This is a genomic window from Archangium sp. Cb G35, assembly GCF_001896145.1.
GTDB lineage: Bacteria > Myxococcota > Myxococcia > Myxococcales > Myxococcaceae > Archangium > Archangium violaceum.
Window position 1 is genome coordinate 442313 of record NZ_MPOI01000011.1, and the last position, 20047, is coordinate 462359.

A 20047-nucleotide genomic window follows, 5' to 3' on the forward strand; every position below is an offset into this window, starting at 1 on the left:
CCGAATGCGAAGCCTCCTGTCCGGACTCTTCTGCGTCCTGCTGTGCACCTCGTGCATGCCCCTGATGTCGGGCGAGCAGGACCTCGATCTCAGTGGCCAGGAGGTGCGTCTCACCCTCCTGCACACCTCGGACATCCACTCGCGCCTCATTCCGTACGATTTCGCGCCACTGAAAACGGACACCGACCTGGGCATCGTCCCCGAGGCGGGCCCCTTCGGTGGTGCCACGCGCATGGGTGCCATCCTCAAGCGCGAGCGCACCCGCTCCAGCCGCCTGCTGCACCTGGACTCGGGTGACTGCTTCCAGGGCGCCCCCATCTTCAACCTCAACAACGGCCAGGCGGAGATGAGCTTCCTGTCCAGGATGGGGCTGGACGCGGCGGTGATCGGCAACCACGAGTTCGACGCCGGCCTGCTCAACTTCGTGGAAAAGACGCGCGACTTCGCCACCTTCCCGCTGATGGCGGCCAACTACTACTGGGACAGCCCCAGCGATCCCGGCAACGCGCAGGCCCTGCTCAACACCGTCCCCTACGTCATCCGCAACGTGAAGGGCCTGAAGGTGGGCATCATCGGCATGGCCAACATCTCCTCGCTCAACTCGCTGGTGGAGGGCGGCAACTCGCTGCAGGCCACCCCGCTGGAGCAGAACGAGGCGGCGCGCGCCTATGTGGAGATGCTGCGCCCGGTGGTGGATCTGGTCGTGGCGGTCAGCCACCTGGGCATGCACGAGGACCAGGATCTCATCCGCGGCTACGAGGCCTTTTACGAGTATGAGCGCGCCAGGCCGTACCTGGAGCGCGAGCACGAGCCCTGGCAGCTGATGGAGTACGCGGACCCCAGCCAGGAGGGCAACCCCAAGGCGGTGGTGCGGGTGTTCATCCCGGGCGTGTCCGGCCTGGACGCCATCCTCGGCGGCCACCTGCACGTGGTGCTCAACCCGCCGCAGCAGCTCAGCGATCCGAGCGGCCGCAAGGTGTTGCTGGTCCACTCGGGCGCCTTCGCCAAGTACGTGGGCCGGGCGGACCTGGTGGTGAAGGTGCCCAAGGCCGACGAGCGCACCATCGACGGCGCGGAGATCGTCAGCAACGACTACCGCGTCTTCCCGCTGGACGGCCTGTGGTGCGACGACGCCATGCGCGCCTACTACAAGGACAACTTCTGGAACGCCGGCCAGTTCATCAACGCCCCGGGCGTGCGCCAGGCCATTGCCCGGTGCCAGGAGATGGAGGACCGGGAGACCACGGATCTGCTGCAGCCCTTCCTGCTGGGCATGGACTTCAACATGCAGCTGACGTCCATCTTCTCCTACGCCCCGCGCGACGTGGCCCGCCGCAACACCTCCACGGGCGGTGACTCGCCGCTGGGCAACATCGCCGCGGACTCCATGCGCAAGCGCCGCGCCGTCGAGGCGGAGATGGCGCTCACCAACTCGCTGGGCATCCGCGACAACCTCTACGCGGGCGTGGTCTCCCAGGAGTCCATGTTCAACGTCTTCCCGTTCGAGAACACCATCAACCTCATGTACCTCTCGGGCGTGGAGATCCAGGAGATGCTCGACTTCGTCGCCGAGCGCTCCGCCGAACGCGGCTGCGTCAGCCAGGCGCAGATCTCCGGCGCGCGCTTCACCATGGACTGTGCCCAGGTGCAGCTCAATGACCTGCGCATCCCCTGCACGACCACCGACAACTGCCCCTCGGAGAACCGCGAGGGCCATGCGCCCTGGCAGTGCCTCCAGGATCAGGACGGCTCGCGCTGCTACGCGCGCCCCGCCACGGACGTGGTCATCAACGGCAAGCCCCTCAACCCCAACGGCATGTACCGCGTGGCCGTCAACGACTACATCGCCAAGGGCGGCTCGGGCTTCAGCGTCCTCAAGCGCAACACCACCCGCCAGGAGACGGGCATCTCCCTGCGCGACTCGCTCATCGGCTACATGCAGGGCTTCTGCACCTGCGACGACCTCCTCGATCCCGACAAGCCGCTGCCGAAAACCTCCAAGACCGGCGAGTACTGCGGCACGCTGGTGAATGGCGAGTGGAAGATCGACGACCAGCTCATCAACTTCTGCACCCAGGCGAAGGCGTACAAGACGTCGCTGACCGAGGCGCTGAAGAACCAGACGGTGGGCACCTGCAGCTGCGAAGAGGTGCTCCCGCCCCGGGCCGATGCCGCCCAGCGCTGTGGCGTGGAAGGCCTCACGCCGGAGATCATCCGCTCCACCTGCCTGGGCAGCGTGCCCCAGGGCCCGTACACCGGACGCTGCTACTGCCGTGACGCCCTGGGCGGTGCCCAGGAGTGCGGCACGGTCACCAAGCAGCTGGAAACCTTCTGCAAGAACCCGACCGAGATGCCCATCGCCAACGCCGTCGAGGACAACCGTATCGGCCGGAGGGTGAAGTGATGAAGAAGCAGTGGCTCGTCCTGGCCGCGACCGCGGCCTCCCTGTCCGGTTGCTATGAGGTGACGTCCACCGGAACCCAGGCACTGGGCTCGTTCAGTGTGGTGGTGCAGAGCATCTCCGCGGTGGGCTCCGGCGGCGGGCTCCAGCCGCTCGAGGTCGTGCCTTCCTGCCTCAAGGCCCACAACGTCATCAGGACGGAAGACGTGCCGGCCAGGGTGCGCGGCACCCAGGACTGCCGCTTCGTCATCCCCAATGGCCAGGTGGAGCTGCTGCTGGACATCATCGCCCTGGACAAGACGGGCAAGCCGCTCGACTTCACCGGGCCGGTGACCTTCAAGGTGGTGCCGGGCGATCTCGCCGAGGACTACTCCTACGCCTGGACGACGATCAACCGCGGCCGCGGCATCGGCAAGGTGCGCGCCCAGAACGTCTACGGCGAGGTGCGCGTCTGGGCCATGGATGAGCCCATGGAGCTGCGCTACACGGATGGCGGCATCCGCTTCTACACCGATGGCGGCCTGGAGGACCCCAAGCAGTTCCCCCGGGAGCCCGACGCGGGCCGCTCCTTCACCGCCGGCTCCTCGGAGACCGTGTACTTCCAGGAGCCCACGCTCCAGGCCATCCAGTCGCCCCAGGGCTACGACAACCGCTCCTCGCCCTTCGTGGGGCAGTTCGTCACCATTGGCCGCGCCCCCGAGTCCGGCTCCGTGCAGTACCAGAACTGCCCGGACCGGGACCTCGACGGCGATGGCCTGCCGGATCCGGAGGCACCCAAGCCCGTCACGCTGCTGGTGACGGGGACGGATCCCTCGGGCTTCTTCGTCACCGACATCACCTCCTGCCCCGTGAAAGAGGACGTCAGCTCCGCGGCCCAGGTGCGCGTCCCCGAGCCGAGCGGCTCCCTGCCCGGCTCCTTCAACTCCATCTTCGTCTACAACTACAGCTTCCCCGAGGGCCTGGACCCGGGAGATCTGCTGTGGACGCTGTCCGGCTCGCTCCAGGAGTTCACCTCCACCACACAGCTCACCTTCCCCTCCTGGACGGTGCGTGAGCGCGTGCGCGAGCTGCCGCCGGAGCAGTGGACCAAGTACCTGGCGCTCGTCCCGCCGGTGGAGCTCAGCCTGCGCCACTGCGGCCTGGACAACACGCTGGCGCCCTTCGTCACGGACAGCACGTGCGGCCAGAACCGGCGCAACATGAAGCTGGAGAGCCTGGAGTCGGGCCTGGTGAAGCTGCGCCGCGTGCGCTTCCCCCAGGTCTTCAAGAACTGCGACTTCAACGGCGATGGGCAGGTGCCCATGTTCTGCGAGACGACGGTGGACAGCGTGTGGACGTGGGCCGGCTGCGCCTTCCCCGCGCCCGCGGTGGATCCGGACGCCGAGGAGCGCCAGTGCAGCATCGACTGCACCACCAGCGGCGGCGCGTACCAGAACCTCCGCTGCTCCGAGAAGTCCCAGTTCTCGAGCTTCGGCCAGTTCGTGGTGGAGCTCGCCGGTCCCGGTCCTCGTGAGGCGGGCCTGGATGACACGCTGGCCAACCGCCAGCAGAACGTGACCTTGTCCGACACCTCGTCCAAGCGGCTCTCCTCGGGCTACGAGCCCGGAGTCGGGGTGAGCCTCTGGTGCGACGTGGACACCCACGTGAAGCTCGGCGACGGCACCGTCACCGCCACCAAGGCGGACCAGCTGCTGCCGGCCAGGACGCGCATGGACGTCGTCATGGAGAACGGGAAGAGCCTGGTGGCCTTCCTGGCCGCGCAGCCGGTGAGCACTCCGGAGCCGCGCTGCTCCGTGGCGCGCAACACCCATACGCGCGTGCTCCTCATGACGAAGGATGCCGTCCCGGACCTGAACGTGGACTGCGACGAGGCCGCCGTGGATCCGGAGGCGGCCAGGCAGTGCCGCTACCTGCACGGGGCCTCCTTCGACGTCGTGGGCCACCTGCGCCAGGTGCAGGCCGCCCGGCCGCGCTGGATGGTGCTGCCGCGTGACCAGGACGATTTCTGCTGCTATCCCGGCCCCGGCCTGGAGTGCCCGAAGCCCATCAAGCCTTGTCAGTGAAGCCGTTGTCCTTGTCTTGAAAGAAGTGAGCGCCCCGCTCCCCGGGGCGCTGGGAAGGAGCGGCGCCCCCACGCCGCGCCTGGAGGGAATTTGAGAACGCTGCGCACGCTGGCCCTGACCGGGCTGATGACCCTCTCCGCGCCCGCATGGGCCGGAGACTTCGTCGATACCCGCTTGTCGTTCGCCTTCGCGGACGACAACGTCTTCGCCGACGCGGGCGAGACGACGCCCAACAGCCCCTCGGCCCGGTTTGGCGGCGGTCTGCAGAACACCCAGTTCTACGACAACTTCAACACCCGGTTCTCCGGCTTCGAGACGCTGTCCAACATCGTCCTCTACAAGCGGATGCCGGCCTTCTTCGAGGGCCTCACCACCGAGGCGGCCCTCACGGTGCTGATGTTGGAGCGGCCCTCGGGTGGTATCGATCTGCGGGACAACTCCAGCTACATCCGCCTGCACTACCGGCCGTCGGGCTGGAACGAGAACGAGGGCCTGTCGCTCACCGGCTTCCCGGTGTCCGCGGACCGCTTCCGGCTGGGCTACGCCTACCGCATCTCCTGGGGCGGCAGCGGCGTCTTCACCACCCGCGCCGCCGCGGCGGGCGTGCCGGGCGTCCGGCTCCAGCTCACGCGCGACCGGTGGTACGCGTACGCGGGCGCCAAGACGGCGCTGGTGCTCAATGATCTCATCAAGGAGCAGGAGACGCTCTACGGTGTCATGGCCGGCGCCGGCTGGGACGTGTTCGACACGCTGCGCCTGGAGGCCGGCGGCGGCTACTTCCAGAAGGGCATCGTCCCGGGCCTGGCCGCGCTGGGTGTCGAGGCGCCGGTGAACTCGGCGGGCCTGTCCGCGCAGGCCGTCTACCACGTGGGTGCCCCGGTAGGCACCAGCATCGACTTCCGGCTCTACAAGAACGATCCGGAGGTGTACCAGCGCTTCTTCTCGCCGGAGCAGTACCCGGGCGGCCTGGCCTACACGGTGTCGCTCGAGGGCAGCTACCTGTCGCAGTCGCTGTCGGATCCGGACGTGTTCGGCCGCACGGTGCCGCAGGAGGCCAAGGCGGTGGCGCTGCAGGCACGCGCCAAGTGGAACTACTGGCGCTTCCACGCGCTGGGCCTGTACCGCGACCTGTCCTTCATCCAGTTCGAGGTGCCCGGCCTGCCGCCCTTCAACGACTTCCCGGACGGCACCGAGGTGAAGCCGGAGATGTTCTTCGCGGTGGGCGCGGACTACCACATCCCCGCGTGGCACTTCACCCCGGGCTTCATCTTCGGCGTGCAGCAGCCGGCGTCGTTCCGCAGCCCGGATCCGCTCTTCGGCGGCAACAACCCGCCCCCGGGCCTCACGGGCACGCGCACCGTGGTGGTGCGTGACGTCAACGTGCTGAGCATCCTCCCCACCACGTGCGGCGACGACAACGCCATCTGCCGCGCCGATCCCATCATCTCCGCCAAGGCCACCTTCCGGTGGGATCTCTCCGAGAGCGTCTCGGCGGTGGGTGAGGTCTATTACACCTACGACCGCAACCGGACGACGTTCCGGGACGACGTCTTCGGCGTCGCGCAGCCCAGCTTCGAGGATCCCCACGCGCTGGGCTTCAACACGCTGCTGCAGGCGCGCTTCTAGGCGCGCGGCGGCAGGGCCACCCCGGAGGCGGGCTCACCTCCGGGGGCGAAAAGTGACCCCGGCCGGGGTGGCGAGCAGCCAGGCCCTGGGCAGCATGCCGTCACACGCGGGTGCCCGCCCCTCCATTCTGGTGACACGGGGGGCGGAGACACCATGGGACGAGACGACACGCTGTTGATGAACCTTCCTCCTTCGGTGGTCGAGGTCCCGCGACGCGCCCCGGAGCCGCTCCCCGTCACGGGACGCCTCCAGGCGGGCGCCTCCCGGGTGGACCTCACACCCGGCTTCCTGTCTCCGCTCGCGGGCTGGGGCCCCACCCTGCTGGGAGCACGGCGCGCACGTGCCGCGTGGGGCCGGCTCTTCGGACGGGTGCTCGTTCTGGACGACGGCCAGGGCGAGCGCGTGGCCCTCATCGCGGTGGACCTCCACGCCGGCACGCGCTACCTCACCGAGCGGCTGGCGGAGCACACCGCGGCCCTGGGCCTGCACGTGGGCCGCCTCTTCCTCGCGGGCACGCACAACCACAGCGGGCCGGGGAACATCTACGCCAACACGTACTACGACACGTTCGCGGCCACCGAGTCGCTCCTGAAGGAGCGGGGGCTGGACCAGGTCATGGTGGACTACCTCGTGGAGCGGCTCGGGCTGGCCGTGCGCGAGGCGTGCGCGCGCCTCCGTCCCGCGCGGGCCGGTCACGGCGTCGCCCGGCTCTGGGGGTACTCGCGCAACCGGAGCCTCGCGGCCCTGCGCGAGAACTTCCCCGGTGTGGATGACGCGGCCCTCCGCCAGCGGGTCGACGCGTTGGACGCGCCCTCGGGTCTGCCGGTGGAGCAGGCCTGTGTGGATCCGCGCATCCAGGTCCTCTGGGCCGAGGAGGCCGAGGCGCCCCATCGGCCCATCGGTGCCTTCGGTACCTTTGGCGCCCATGCGTCGCTGCTCGCCAAGGAGCATCCCATCTGCTCGCCGGATATCTTCGGGGTGGCCGCGCGCCACGCGGAACGCCTGCTGCGCGGCGCCTCGGCGGAACCTGGGCCCGTGGTGGGACTCGCCGCGGGGGCTATCGGTGACTCGGATGCGGCACTGCCCGGCATGACGCTCGAGGCGTTGAAGAAGGCGCGCCAGGATCGGACGCGGAATCTGTCGCTGTTGGAGGAGGTGGGCCGGGCGGTGGGCCATCAGCTCGCCAGGGCCTGCGAGGACGCGCGCGCGCACGTGAGCCCCTCGCTGAGCATCACCGCCCTCTTCGACGAGCCCACCATTCGCGACGCGACCTTGAAGGACGGCCGGCGTCTGGCGCTGTCGGCACTGATCGGCGCGCCCACCCTGCGGGGCTCGGAGATGGGCGGCGGCGTGCCCTTCTTCAAGGAGGGAGAGCGGCTGGAGGAGCTGCCGGACACGGATCCCCAGTGGCCCAAGGCGCCTCCGCGCGCCCTGGAGCGGCTGATCCGCGAGTCCCTCAAGTACCAGCCGCACACCCTGCCCCTGCGGCTGCTGAAGGTGGGCGATGTGTGGTTGATGGGCTGCCCCGGAGAGCCCACCACCTGGCTGACACATGAGTTGGCCCAGGTGATGCGCGCGCGGGGCGCACGGGAGGTCATGGTCGCGGCCGTATGCGGAGAGTACGCCGGCTACCTCACCACCGAGCGGGAGTACCAGGCACAGCACTACGAGGGCTCGAGCACGCTCTGGGGGCGGAACACGGAGCACTGGCTCGTCGAGCACTTCGATGCGCTCGCGATGAGCGCCGCGACGGCCGTTCCCTCGGGGACGGCGCGCTTCACGATGAACCCGGGCGTGCACCGGGCCCTCACCGAGCCCCGGCCGCCCACCGCCGAGCCCACCCCACTCTGGCCCCGGCCTCCCGAGTTCGCGGAACCGAGGGTCGTCAATGGACGGCTCGTGATCGCGGGCCGGTGGTTCGCCTGGGCCCCGCAGGAGCGGAGCGAGCTGGGCTGGGGCGCGTGGATCCGGCTCGAGGACGCGGATACGGGTGAGGTGCTGCGGAGCGCGAACCGGCCCCTCGATGACCAGAACCACACGTTCCTGCTGGAGTTCACCGAGACGTCCGGAGTGCTGGAGTGGCGGTGGCTGGTCGTGCTCGACGACTGGCGGCATTTGAAGGACCAGAGGATCCGCTTCCGCACCCAGGGGCCCCGGGGGGTAAGTGTCCGGCCGCCACCTGGAGCACGGTGGCCCGAGCAGCGGCTCGTGCTGAGCGTGGCGGCATGAGTACGCGGTGGCGAGCCCCTGGGCAGATGCGCTGATCCGCGGACATATCCCCTCGCCCTCCGGGAGAGGGACGGGGTGAGGGTGCCACGCATCCCGGGTTGAACCCCCTGTCCACACTGGAGGCCACGGGTTGAAGAACGGGTCCAGGCACCCTCACCCCGTCCCTCTCCCGAGAGGAGAGGGGAAATTGGGCTCAGTGTCCCCGGAGCTTCCTCATGATCGTCGGGAAGGCGATCAGCAGCCCGATGAGCAGATAGCCGATGGTCGTCACCCAATAGGCCGTGGGGTTCTCGGATCGGCGGATGGTGCCACGGTGATACGCCGTTCCAGTCACCAGCGAGATGGCGAAGAAGCTCAGGAAGAGCACACTGAAGCAATCCATGCTCCCCAGTGTGCCAGCCCGGGGGCCGGGGATTCCATGTCCGTGAGCGGCTGACACAGCCTCGTGTTACAGACGCCGCGTATGGATAGCGATCAGGTGTTGTCGTCCTTCGTGAAGGTGCTCGTGTCCGACCCCGAGCGCTCGGCGACGTTCTACGAGGCGCTCGGCTTCAAGCGGACCCAGGCCGCTCCACCCTTCATCCACCTGCAGTGGGAGAAGCGGGCGGAGGTGTACCTGGTCTCCCTGCCTCCGGTGGTGAAGCTGGAGGGCCAGCGAGGGCTCGGCGTACTGCTGGGCTTCCGCATCGGCGCCGTGGACCTGGAGGAGGTGGCTTCACGCGCCCGGGCCCAGGGCGCTCACGTCGAGGGGCCCACCGTCCAGCCGTGGTTCACGCGGGAGATCATCGTCACGGATCCCGACGGCTACCGGCTCAACTTCATCGAGCCCGCTTGACCCGTGGGCGCACTCCACTCCCCGGCCATCCACCGGGGAGCGGGTGCCCTCCACGTCGCGGGCCCGCGGTTACACGCCCGCGAACTGCACGCCCTCGAAGACGAGGGTGGGCGTACGCATCGAGCTGTTGACGTAGGGATCGTTCCCCACCGCCACGAGCCGCTTCCACAGGTCCATCTGGTTGCCCGAGATGTTCATCTCGCCGATGGGCTCCGCGATCTTCCCGCCGCGCACGCGGAAGCCCTGCACGCCGAGGGAGAAGTCACCGGTGACGCCGTTGGAGTTGCCTCCGAGGAACCCCGTCACGAGGACGCCTTCCTTCAGGTCCGCCAGCATCTCCGCCTGCCCCTTGCTCCCGAGCTTCCAGGAGAGGTTCGAGGCGCTGCCCGACGTCGGACGCGCCTTGAGCTTGCGGCCGTAGTAGGTGTCGATGAAGTACGTGCGGAGCACGCCCCCCTCGAACAGCGGCATGGGCCGGGCGGTGATGCCCTCGCCGTCGAACAGACGCGAGCCGAGGCCCCGCTTCACGTGCGGCTCATCGGTGAGCACCAGCAACCCGCTGCCCACCTGCTGGCCGAGCTTCCCATCCAGGAAGGAGCGCTTCTGCTGGACGGCGCCGCCCGACATGGGCCCGAGCAGCATCGACACGAGCCGGCCCGCGGACCGGTTGTCCACGGCCATGGTCAGCACCGCCGACGCGCCCTTCGTCGAGCCGATGCGCCCCAGAGAGCGCTCTCCGGCACGGCGGCCCAGGGAGGCCGCGTCGGGCAGATCCTCGAAGAAGCGCGCCACGGCGTAGTCGCCCTCCTCCGGCCGGCGCCCGTCCGGATCCTGCGCGCTCACCTCCGCCGAGGCGACGAACTGCGTCCCGCGCAGCCCGCCCTCGAAGCCGTTGGAGCTGACCCGGTACATCTCCCGGAGCGTGTCCCCGAAGGCGGTGGTGACGGACAGGATGGAGCCCTTCTTGTCCGTCGCGCGCGCGCCCGCCTCGAGCTCCTTGACGAAGCGCTGACGCTCGTCGGCGGTGAGCGCCGCCTGGCGCGGATCCTCGATGGACAGGTCCACCGCGGTCCGGCCCGCGTAGAACTCGGGCTCCGGCAGCCGGCGGTGCTCGTCACGCGCCAGCACCCGCGTCATCGCGATGGAGTCCGTGATGAAGCGCTCCAGCGCCTCCGGACGCAGATCGCTCGTGGCCACCGCGGCGTAGCGCCCATCGACGTAGAGCTGCAGCGAGAGGCCGCGCGTGGTGGCCTCGGAGACCTTGTCCAGCCGGCCATCGCGCCACTGCGTCTCCACATCGCGCGTGCGGTTGGCCGTGGCCGCCGCCTCGGAAGCGCCCTTCTGGCGCGCCAGGTCCACCGCCTGCCGCGCGACATCCGCCAGATTCGTGGTGTTCGTCGTGCTCATTCCCGCCTCCCTCAAGCGTTGCGTCCGCCCACGGTGATCGACGCGACCCGGACCGTGGGAATGCCCTGGGACACCGGCACGCCCTGGCCGTCCTTGCCGCACGTCCAGCCGCCCTCGTCGATGACGAGGTCATCGGCCACCATGTCCACCTTCTCGAGCACCTTCGGCCCGTTGCCGATGATGTTCACGTCCTTGATGGGCCGCGTCAGCTTGCCGTCCTCGATGAGGTAGCCGTTCTTCACGTAGAACGTGAAGTCGCCCGCGCCGATGTTCACCTGCCCGTTGCTGAAGTTGGAGCAGTAGATGCCCTTCTTCACCGAGGCGATGATCTCCTCCTGCTTGTGCGGGCCCGGGAGCATGTACGTGGAGCGCATGCGCGGCAGCGGCGCGTACCGGTAGCTCTCGCGGCGGCCGTTGCCCGTGGGCTTCACCTTGTAGTGCTTCGCGGAGATGGAGTCGTGCAGGTACGTGGTGAGGATGCCGTTCTCCACGAGCATCGTCTTGCCGGGCTCGTTGCCCTCGTCGTCCACGTTGATGGCGCCGCGCGCGTACTCGTTCGTGCCGTCGTCGACGATGTTCACGAAGGGGTGGGCGATCGACTTGTTGAGCTTGTCCGCGTAGATGGACGTGCCCTTGCGGTTGAAGTCGGCCTCCATGCCGTGGCCGATGGCCTCGTGCAGGAGGATGCCGGACGAGCCCGCCGCGAGCACCACCGGCATCTCGCCGGCGGGGGGCTGCACGGCCTCGAAGAGGATGGTGGTGCGGCCCACCGCTTCGCGCACGATGCGGTCCAGCCGGTCCGTCGAGTAGAAGTCCAGCCCCGCGCGGCCGGCGACGCCGTAGGTGTTCTGCTCGCGCTTGCCGTTCTGCTCGGCCACGCACGACAGGTAGAGGCTCGTCATCGGCTGCACGTCCTCGACGAGCCGCCCGTTGCTGTCGGCCACGAGCACGGCGCCGTGCTCATCCGAGAACGAGAGCGTCACCTTGGAAACGCGCTTGTCCGCCTTGAAGGCCGCCGAGTTCAGGCCCTCGAGGATGGGCAGCTTCTGCTCGGGGCGGACGGCGTCCCAGCCCATCTTGAGCACGTAGCGCTGCGGAATGTCCTTGTAGACGTGGAGGCGCTGGGGGCCGGGACGCGCGGGACCATCGGCGATGGCCGCGGCCGTGCGGGCGGCGCTGCGCATCGCATCCAGCGTGAGCTCCTCGGTGTACGCATAGCCCGTCTGGTCACCCTTGACGACGCGCACGCCCACGCCGAGCTCCACCGTGGTGAACGCCTTGTTCACCGCGCCGTCCTCGAGCGCCATGGAAGTGGCCACGCGGTGCTGGAAGAAGAGGTCGCTGTAGTCCCCGCCCCGCGACAGGGCGGCGGCCAACGTCTCGCGGATGAGGGTCTCGTCGACACCAAAGCGGGCGAAGTAGCCGATGGAGTTGGACGGTCCATCCGAGCCGCCGCCGGGCCCGCCCGCCCGCTGCGTCGTCGCACAGCCAGACAACAGCTCGCCCGCTCCCGCCATCGCCAACGCCGTCGTGCCGTAGCCAACGAAGTCACGTCGAGTCATTCCGGTCTTTCCTCCCGCCATGGCTCTCCCTTTTCAGTGAAGGTCACCGCGCATCCAGAGCGTAACCCCACGGGCAGGCGAGTATTCCGAAAATCCCCTCCCCCCGGCCATCCGTGGGCTACACGACAGGGAACGGGCCGGGCACCCGGGTGTCGCATCGGCCGCCTCCAGGGCCGCCGGCTCAGGCCACGGACGTCATGCGCACCACCTCGTCGAAGGAGGTGAGTCCCATGGCCAGCTTGCGCACCGCTGCCTCGCGCAGTGTCCTCGTGCCTCCCCGGCGCGCCGCGTCCAGCATCTGCTGATGATTACCGCCCCGGGAGATCTGCTCGCGCAGGTCATTGTTCAGGTTGACAATCTCGAAGGCGCCCGTCCGGCCCCAGTAGCCGGTGCCGCGGCAGCGCGGACACCCGGCGCCCTTCACGATGTTCACCCCACCCGGCAGCAGGGGGATGGGCGCCCCCAGCAGGGTCAGCTCGTCCGGCGTGAGCGCCGTGGGCTGCGCGCAGTGGGGACACACGCGCCGCAACAGACGCTGGGCCATCATGCCGATGAGGCTCTGCGCCAGCAGGAAGGGCGGCACGCCCAGGTCCTTCAAACGCGCCACCGCGCCGATGGCGTCGTTGGTGTGCAGCGTGGAGAGCACCAGGTGGCCCGTGAGCGCGGCCTGCACGGCGTTCTCCGCCGTCTCCGCGTCACGGATTTCTCCCACCATGATGACGTCCGGGTCCTGACGCAGGATGCTGCGCAGCGCGTTGGCGAAGTCCAGCCCCACCTTGGGCTGCACCTGCACCTGGTTGAAGCCGTCCCACACCATTTCGATGGGGTCTTCGATGGTGACGACGTTCACGTCCGGGCCGGCCACCGCCTTCAGGGCTGAGTAGAGCGTCGTCGTCTTGCCGCTGCCCGTGGGGCCGGTGACGAGGATGATGCCGTGGGGCTGGTCGATCCACGACTCGAAGACGCGCTTCTCGTCCGGATCGAAGCCGAGCTGGGCGATGTCCTGCACCAGCGTCTCGGGATCGAAGACACGGATGACCACCTTCTCGCCGAAGGCGGTGGGCAGCGTGGAGACACGGAGCTCCACCTCGCGGCCATCGCGCTCGGTCTTGATGCGGCCGTCCTGGGGCTTGCGCTTCTCGGAGATGTCGATGCGCGCCAGCGTCTTCACGCGCGAGACGATGGGCGGGTGCACGCCGGCGGGCAGCGTGTACACGGGGTGCAGCACGCCGTCGATGCGCAGACGCACCAGGGAGGTGTTGCGCTTGGGCTCGATGTGGATATCCGAGGCCCGGTTGTCGAAGGCGTAGCGCAGCATGTAGTCCACGGCCTGCACCACGGGCTGGTCCGCCGCGTCCAGCTCCTGGCGGCCGCTGAGCGTGACGAGCTGCTCGAAATTGCTGACCTGCGGCGAGTTGTGGGAGTTGTTGGTGAAGTCATCCGCGGCCTTCGCCAGCGTGCGCTTGAAGCCGTAGACGTCCGCGATGGCCTTGAGGATGTCCGTCTTCGAGGAGAACACCGGCTCGATGGGCATGCCGGTGAGCACGTGGATGCTCTCGAAGAGCTCCTTGTCGAAGGGATTGGCCACGGCCACCACCAGCCGGCCATCCTGGGCCTTCTCCAGCGGCAGCAGCACGTGCTTCTGCGCGAAGGGGCGGGACACGGTGCGGGTGGCCAGGGCCATGTCCAGCTTGAGCGGATCGATCTTCTTGTAGGCCAGGTTCGCCGCCCGGGCGACGAGCTCGGTGACGCGGTCCTCGTCGAGCGAGCCGCGGCCATCGGCCAGGGGAACCTGGAAGGCGGCGACGATCTCCACGGGGGAGACTTCGTAACGGGCGGCGTCCGTGCCGACGATGCCCTTGTTCTTGAGGACCCGGGCGCGGGCGGCGGCCTCACGGGCGGCGATGTTCTGCGCCTGTTCGGCGGTGAGGACCCGCTGCGAGACGAGCGCCTCGAGCGCGAAGGCGAGGGAGAAGTCGGTCTTGCTCCGGCTCGACGGAGCAGCAGGCGGGGTCACGGGCGCTGGCAACGGCGTCTCCTTGCGGCCAGGGGGAACGACATGGCGGGCCGGCCCATCCGGCGCTCGGGACGGAAGCCGTCCCCCTGGGGGCGACAGTCTACCCGCGAATGGCCCGGACGGTGGCCTCGACGAGTGCCTCGGGGGTGGGCCGCTCGGCGACCGAGGCCACCGGCAGCCCCAGGTGCGTCAGCGCCGCCGCCGTGGTGGGGCCGATGGCCACGAGCCGGGCCGCCCCGAGCCGCTCGCGTCCCACCGCCTCCAGGAAGGCCTCCGCCGTGCGCGGCGAGGCGAACAGGGCCACGTCGGGCGGAGAGGACTCGAGCAACGCCTGCGCCTCGGGCGGCAGCGGCGCGGGCCGGGAACGGTACGCCGTCACCCGCGTCACCCGCGCGCCATGCTCGCGCAACGCGTCCTCTATCTCGCGGCGGCCCTCCTCCGCCGCCGGCAGCAGGACCTCGTCCTCCGGATCCAGCCCGGGACGCATCACCTCGTAGAGCGCGGCGCCCGTGCCCTCGGGGGACTCGACGGCCACGGTCAGCCCATAGCCCTCCACGGTGCGCGCGGTGCGCGGCCCCACCACGGCGATGCGCACCCGGGACAGAACGTCCACCGTGCCCGCCTCGCGCAGCGCCTCCATGAGCGCCTCCACCCCCGAGGGGCTCGCGAACACCACCCACTTGTAGCGCTGGATGGACTCCGCGGCCGCCATCAGCGGACGTGGGTCCTCCGGAGGCAGCAGCTCCAGCAGCGGCACATGCAGGACTTCCGCGCCCTCGTCCTCCAGGAGGAAGCACAGCTCCTCCGAGCGTTCACGGGGTCGCGTCACCAGGATACGAATACCTTCGAGTCGCCTTTCCACGGCGGCGCACTCTAGGGCATTTGCGCCGATGTCACAGTCCCCTCTTCGAGTCCCATTCCGGAGATAGGTCATGCCTCCGGTGGGTGACCCGCGAGGTCCGTTCCCTGGGCGCCAGGAGCACCTCGCACTCAGTTGCAGTAGTACTGGGGGGCGAGCTCGAGGACGCGCTGCTCGGCCGAGGGGGAGAGCGCGCGCAGGCGCGAGAGGAACAGAGGGGCCTTCATCCCCATGCCGATGAAGGACCAGACGTACGAACGCTCCTGGGCCTTGAAGATCTCCTCGCGCTCGGCCTCCGAGAACGTCCGGCCCGAGGCCTTCTCCAGGGTCTGCAGATCCAACTGGAGCTGCGCGTTCAGGGTGCCGCGGAGCGCCTGGAGGAGCTCGGCGTACTCGTTCATGGCCGCGTCCACCGCCCCGGGCTCCACGGCGACGATCTTCTGGGCCTCGAGGAAGTCGAGCCGGGTGTGCTGCGCCTCCTCGAGCCAGTGGTGCTTGAGCAGGTTGCAGAAGAGGGGATCGAGCGTCTCGCGCTCATTGTCGCGAATGGTCTCCACGTAGTGCTGCTGCGTCATCAGCTCCATGTGGAGGTTGAAGATGAGCACGCCGAGGTTCGACTTCGCCATGATGGCCTTGGCCACCGCGACCTGGTTGTCGAGCAGGCCAGGGGCGACCTTGAATCCGCGGGCGAACGTGTCGGTGTACCGGGCGAAGAGCATCTGGTGCTTGAGCTCCTCATCGGTGAAGCGCACGAGCGCGCGCATGTGGGTCTGGTTCTTGTGGAGCTCGAGGCTGGCACGGTGCGCGGCCAGGGCCACGGCGTACTCCTCCAGGAACAGGAACAGGTGGGCGTAGCTGTTGGAGCGGATCTGATTGAGCAGCAGCTTCTCCTCCGCGCTCAAGCAGCCGATCCCCTCCGTTCCCGTGATGGCGTCCGAGAGGATGCGCCGGCTGAAGTCGATGACCGTGTCCTTGGGCAGCAGCTCGTCGAGCTTCCAGGACACGCGCTCGGAATTCTGGATACAGGACTGGTACTCGGCGTCTTGGTTGGTCATGGATTGAACGTCACAACCATTCAGTCTCATGTGTCAATGTAGGGCCGTGGAGGGGTGTTCTCTTGAGTGAGTCGAGAAGCGTCCAGCGCACCTATCTGCTGCTGACCTTGCTGTCGACGCTGGCGGCATCCTTCATCTGGGGCATCAACACCCTGTTCCTCCTCGATGCGGGCCTCAGCAACACCGAGGCCTTCGCCGCCAATGCGTTCTTCACCGCCGGACAGGTGCTCTTCGAGATCCCCACCGGAGTGGTAGCGGACACCTGGGGCAGGCGGGCCTCGTATCTGCTCGGCACCGCCACGTTGCTGGTCTCGACGTTGCTCTACGTGGCCATGTGGCGGGTCCATGCGCCGATGTGGGGCTGGGCCATCGCATCCATCCTGCTCGGCCTCGGCTTCACGTTCTTCTCCGGTGCCACCGAGGCCTGGCTGGTCGATGCGCTCACCTTCTCCGGTGCCAGGGACACCCTCGAAGCGGTGCTCGCCAGGGGCCAGACCATGTCGGGTGTGGCCATGTTGACCGGCTCGGTCATGGGTGGCGTCGTCGCTCAAATGACCAACCTGGGGATGCCCTACGTCCTCCGGTCGGTCCTGCTCGGAGTCACGCTGGCCGTGGCCTTCGTGTCGATGAAGGATCTCGGCTTCACGCCCGAGCGCGGAAAGGGCCCGCTGGAAACGGTGCGAGCGGTGGTGCGCGGGTCGCTCGACCAGGGCTTGCGAAATCCCCCCGCGCGATGGCTGATGCTGGCGGCGCCCTTCAGCATGGGGGTGAGCATGTTCACGTTCTATGCCCTCCAGCCCTATCTGCTTCAGCTCTACGGCGACCCACGCGCGTTCTGGATCTCCGGTCTGGCCGCGGCCATCGTCGCCGGGTGCGAGATCGTCGCGGGGTTGCTCGCCCCCCACGTGCGGAAGTCGTTCAGCCGGCGCACGCACGGGCTGCTCGTCGCCACGGCCCTCGGCGTGGGGTGTCTGGCCCTCATCGGAGGGACGACGCACTTCTGGGTGGCCATCGCCGCGCTCGTCGTCTCGGCGCTGTCCCAGTCGGCCACCCGGCCCATGAGACAGGCGTACCTGAACGGCGTCATCCCCTCCGGACAACGCGCGACCGTGCTGTCCTTCGACAACCTGATGGGTTCCGCCGGAGGAGTCGTGGTGCAACCCGCCCTGGGACGCGTGGCCGATGTCGCCGGCTATGCCTCGGCCTATGTCGTCAGCGCCGCCATCCAGGCCGTGTCATTGCCCTTCCTGGTGCTGGCCCGGCGGGAGCAATCGCCCTCGGATCGCATTGAAGGAGAGGAGTAGCCGGGGCAGAGTCGTCGCGATGGACACCCTCCTCCCCTTCTTCCAAGCCGCGGCTCCGCTCATGGCCGGCGCGCTCTCCGGAATGATGTTCAAGACGTTCGTCTACCCGATGGTGCTCGCACGGCTGGGGTCATTGGCCGGGCTGGTGAACTCCCGGGGCAACCGCCTGATGGGCCTCTTGTTCGTCGCCGTGCCGCTGGGTCTGGCGGTGCTCTGCCATTCCTCGAACGCGGAGAAGACACTCGCGTGGCTCCAGGCGCATCCCGGGCTGCTGTCTCCCGTCCAGCCCACGCCCTTCCTGCTCCAGGTCACCTTCCACGCAGCTGCCTTCTACTGCGCATTCCTGCTCGCCGCCTTCCCGGACCCGTCTCCACGAGGACAGGTGAGGCCGGAGTGAAGCGCGAGGGATGACCCGCCCCCGCGGCTCTCCGAATCCCGTCAGGACTCCGGCACGGGGGAAGCGCGGCCGAAATCCCGGAGGATCTCCGCCGCGCCGCGCGAGAGCAGCTCCTCGGCGAGCGCCTCGCCCACCGCGAGTGCCGTCTCCACCGGACCGCTGCGCTCGCCCTCCACCACCTTCGAGCCATCCGGCCGTCCCACCAGCCCACGCAGACGGACGGTGCCACCCTCCACGGTGGCGTGTCCGGCCAGCGGCACGGTGCACCCGCCCTCCAGCCGGGCCATGTAGGCGCGCTCGGCCGTCACCGCCACGCGCGTGGTGTCGTCCTCCAGCGCCGCGAGCAGGCCGCGCACCCCGGCGTCCTCGGTCCGGCACTGGATGGCGAGCACCCCCTGCCCCACCGCCGGCAGGCTGATACTGGTGGGCAGCACCTCGGTGATCTCCGTCTCCAGCCCCAGGCGCTTGAGGCCCGCGAAGGCGAGCACCGCGCCATGCAGGTCCAGCTCACGCATGCGCGCCAGCCGCGTCTGCACGTTGCCGCGCAGGCTGATGATCTCCAGGTCCGGCCGCCGGGAGCGCAGGATGCAACTGCGCCGCAACGAGGACGTCCCCACGCGCGCGCCCTTGGGCAGCATCTCCAGCGACAGACCCGCCGGACTGCAGAACGCGTCGCGAGGATCCTCGCGCTTGGGCACGGCCGCCAGCAACAGGCCCGCGGGCAGCACGGACGTCATGTCCTTGAGGCTGTGCACCGCCAGGTCCGCGCGGCCATCGAGCAGCGACTGCTCGATCTCCTTCACGAACAGCCCCTTGCCTCCCACGGCGGACAGGGGCGCGGAGAGGAAACGGTCTCCCGCGGTGGTCATCTCCACCAGGGTGCACTCCAGTCCGGGGTGCACCTGGGAGAGCAACGCGGCCACGTGCCGGGCCTGCCAGAGGGCCAGCGGGCTCTGCCGCGTGGCGATACGTACGGCCTTCATCCCTTGCCTCCGTTGGCCACGACATTGGGACCATTCGTCCCCGTGGGCGGAGCTGCTTCCTCGAGCCCGAAGAGCTCGGCGGCGGCACCGGCCAGCCGGTTGCCCTCGTGCTCTGGGCCCACCGAACGCAGCCGGGCCGTGGGCTCGTGGAGCAGCTTGTTGACGATGGCACGCGCCATCGCCTCGACACTCTTGCGCTGCTTGTCCGTGAGGCCGTCACCGATGGCCGCGAGCGTGCGCTCCACCTCGGCCCGGGCGATGGCCTCACCGCGCTGGCGCAACTGGGCGAGCACGGGCACGCCGTTGCGCACGGCCCGGTCGCGCACGAAGCGCGCCACCTCCTGGGCCACCAGCACACCGGCCTTCTGCGCCTCCTCGGCGCGGGCGGCGGCGTTCTCCGCCACGAACTTCTGGATGTCGTCCACGTCGTACGCGTGCACCCAGTCCAGCTCCCCCACCTCGGGGGCGATGTCACGCGGCACGGCCAGGTCCACCATGAAGAGCGTCCGGTGCTTGCGCGCCTTGCCCACCGCGCCCACGTTCTCCTTGGTGAAGATGGGCACCGGCGATGCCGTGCTGCACACCACCACGTCCGCCGCGGTCAGCAGCGTGAACAGCTCCTCGTAGGGACGCGCCGTGGCTCCCACCTCGGCCGCGAGCGCCTCGGCACGCGCCAGCGTCCGGTTGGCCACCAGCAGCTTCGTGGCGCCCGCCTGCTTCAGGTGACGCGCGGCCAGCTCCGCCATCTCGCCCGCGCCCACCAGCAGCACCGTCTTGTCCTTCAGCCCGTCGAATACCTTGCTCGCCAGCGACACGGCCGCGCTCGCCATGGAGGTGGCGGCCCGGCCAATCGCCGTCTCCGTGCGCACCCGCTTGGCGCAGCCGAACGCCGCCGCGCACACGCGCGTCAGCTCGCCACGCACCGCGCCCACGCCCTGCCCCTTCTCGAAGGCCTCCTTCACCTGGCCGAGGATCTGCGCCTCGCCCAGCACCATGGAATCCAGACTCGCCGCCACCCGGAAGAGGTGCACCAGCGCGTCCTCGCCGCGGTGCTCGTAGAGGTGCTCCAGCGCCTCCGGGCCACCCAGTTGTTGCAGCTCCTCGCGGGCGCTCTCGCGCACCCGGTTCATGTCCGGCGCGGCCATGTACAGCTCCACCCGGTTGCAGGTGGACACGAGGAACGCCTCGTTGGGGGACTGGGCCAGCCGCTGCAGCAATTCCACCTGCCGGGCATCCGGAAGCGCCAGGCGCTCACGCACCCCGAGGGGCGCCGTCCGGTGCGACAAGCCGATGCACAGGAACTCCATGG

15 protein-coding genes are annotated in these 20047 nt (G+C 69.1%); 7 read left to right on the forward strand and 8 right to left on the reverse strand.

The genetic code is table 11. The annotated features are described in order from the left end of the window. Window positions 1-4: 4 nt before the first annotated feature. The 4 genes from BO221_RS32480 to BO221_RS32495 all read left to right on the forward strand — a co-directional run bounded on the left by BO221_RS32480 (window position 5) and on the right by BO221_RS32495 (window position 8319). On the forward strand, window positions 5-2404 hold the full coding sequence (locus BO221_RS32480) for a bifunctional UDP-sugar hydrolase/5'-nucleotidase (protein ID WP_073564701.1): 2400 nt from the start codon (window positions 5-7) through the stop codon (window positions 2402-2404). Beyond that, complete coding sequence (locus tag BO221_RS32485; RefSeq protein ID WP_073564702.1) at window positions 2404-4464, forward strand: hypothetical protein; 2061 nt, start codon at window positions 2404-2406, stop codon at window positions 4462-4464. Before BO221_RS32480 ends, BO221_RS32485 begins: the two co-directional genes overlap by 1 nt. A 90-nt stretch (window positions 4465-4554) precedes the next feature. Further along, complete coding sequence (locus tag BO221_RS32490; RefSeq protein WP_198956225.1) at window positions 4555-6090, forward strand: hypothetical protein; 1536 nt, start codon at window positions 4555-4557, stop codon at window positions 6088-6090. Window positions 6091-6243: 153 nt separating this feature from the next. Next, window positions 6244-8319 carry a neutral/alkaline non-lysosomal ceramidase N-terminal domain-containing protein gene (locus BO221_RS32495; protein ID WP_073564703.1) on the forward strand — a complete coding sequence of 692 codons (2076 nt, stop codon included), beginning with the start codon at window positions 6244-6246 and terminating at the stop codon, window positions 8317-8319. Window positions 8320-8512: 193 nt separating this feature from the next. Here BO221_RS32495 and BO221_RS32500 read toward each other — a convergent pair whose 3' ends face one another. Next, the gene (locus tag BO221_RS32500) at window positions 8513-8701 is read right to left on the reverse strand and encodes a hypothetical protein (protein WP_073564704.1); all 189 of its coding nucleotides are present in this window, start codon (window positions 8699-8701) and stop codon (window positions 8513-8515) included. A gap of 81 nt (window positions 8702-8782) precedes the next feature. On the opposite strand from BO221_RS32500, the gene BO221_RS32505 reads away from it, so the two are divergent. Then, window positions 8783-9154, forward strand: a complete 372-nt coding sequence (locus tag BO221_RS32505) for a VOC family protein (protein WP_073564705.1) — start codon at window positions 8783-8785, stop codon at window positions 9152-9154. Window positions 9155-9223: 69 nt separating this feature from the next. Here BO221_RS32505 and BO221_RS32510 read toward each other — a convergent pair whose 3' ends face one another. The 5 genes from BO221_RS32510 to BO221_RS32530 all read right to left on the reverse strand — a co-directional run bounded on the left by BO221_RS32510 (window position 9224) and on the right by BO221_RS32530 (window position 16054). Further along, window positions 9224-10561 carry a TldD/PmbA family protein gene (locus tag BO221_RS32510; RefSeq protein WP_073564706.1) on the reverse strand — a complete coding sequence of 446 codons (1338 nt, stop codon included), beginning with the start codon at window positions 10559-10561 and terminating at the stop codon, window positions 9224-9226. Between the two features lie 11 nt (window positions 10562-10572). Next, window positions 10573-12123 carry a TldD/PmbA family protein gene (locus BO221_RS32515; RefSeq protein ID WP_073564707.1) on the reverse strand — a complete coding sequence of 517 codons (1551 nt, stop codon included), beginning with the start codon at window positions 12121-12123 and terminating at the stop codon, window positions 10573-10575. 181 nt (window positions 12124-12304) lie between these two features. Next, window positions 12305-14152 carry a GspE/PulE family protein gene (locus tag BO221_RS32520; RefSeq protein ID WP_083681695.1) on the reverse strand — a complete coding sequence of 616 codons (1848 nt, stop codon included), beginning with the start codon at window positions 14150-14152 and terminating at the stop codon, window positions 12305-12307. Window positions 14153-14240: 88 nt separating this feature from the next. Next, the gene (locus BO221_RS32525; RefSeq protein WP_233166353.1) at window positions 14241-14972 is read right to left on the reverse strand and encodes a uroporphyrinogen-III synthase; all 732 of its coding nucleotides are present in this window, start codon (window positions 14970-14972) and stop codon (window positions 14241-14243) included. Window positions 14973-15130: 158 nt separating this feature from the next. Beyond that, entirely contained in the window at window positions 15131-16054 is a 924-nt protein-coding gene (locus BO221_RS32530; protein ID WP_073564710.1) for a hypothetical protein, read from the reverse strand. A gap of 62 nt (window positions 16055-16116) precedes the next feature. On the opposite strand from BO221_RS32530, the gene BO221_RS32535 reads away from it, so the two are divergent. Continuing rightward, window positions 16117-17358 (forward strand): MFS transporter, encoded by a 1242-nt coding sequence (locus tag BO221_RS32535; RefSeq protein ID WP_073564711.1) that lies wholly within the window; start codon window positions 16117-16119, stop codon window positions 17356-17358. Between the two features lie 19 nt (window positions 17359-17377). Next, the gene (locus BO221_RS32540; protein ID WP_073564712.1) at window positions 17378-17755 is read left to right on the forward strand and encodes a hypothetical protein; all 378 of its coding nucleotides are present in this window, start codon (window positions 17378-17380) and stop codon (window positions 17753-17755) included. A gap of 41 nt (window positions 17756-17796) precedes the next feature. On the opposite strand, the gene hemC is transcribed toward BO221_RS32540, so the two are convergent. Together hemC and hemA are read right to left on the reverse strand one after the other, a co-directional pair. Beyond that, window positions 17797-18738, reverse strand: a complete 942-nt coding sequence (hemC, locus tag BO221_RS32545) for a hydroxymethylbilane synthase (protein ID WP_073564713.1) — start codon at window positions 18736-18738, stop codon at window positions 17797-17799. Next, on the reverse strand, window positions 18735-20045 hold the full coding sequence (gene hemA / locus BO221_RS32550; protein WP_073564714.1) for a glutamyl-tRNA reductase: 1311 nt from the start codon (window positions 20043-20045) through the stop codon (window positions 18735-18737). The genes hemC and hemA overlap by 4 nt, the downstream gene beginning before the upstream one ends. Window positions 20046-20047 lie beyond the last annotated feature (2 nt).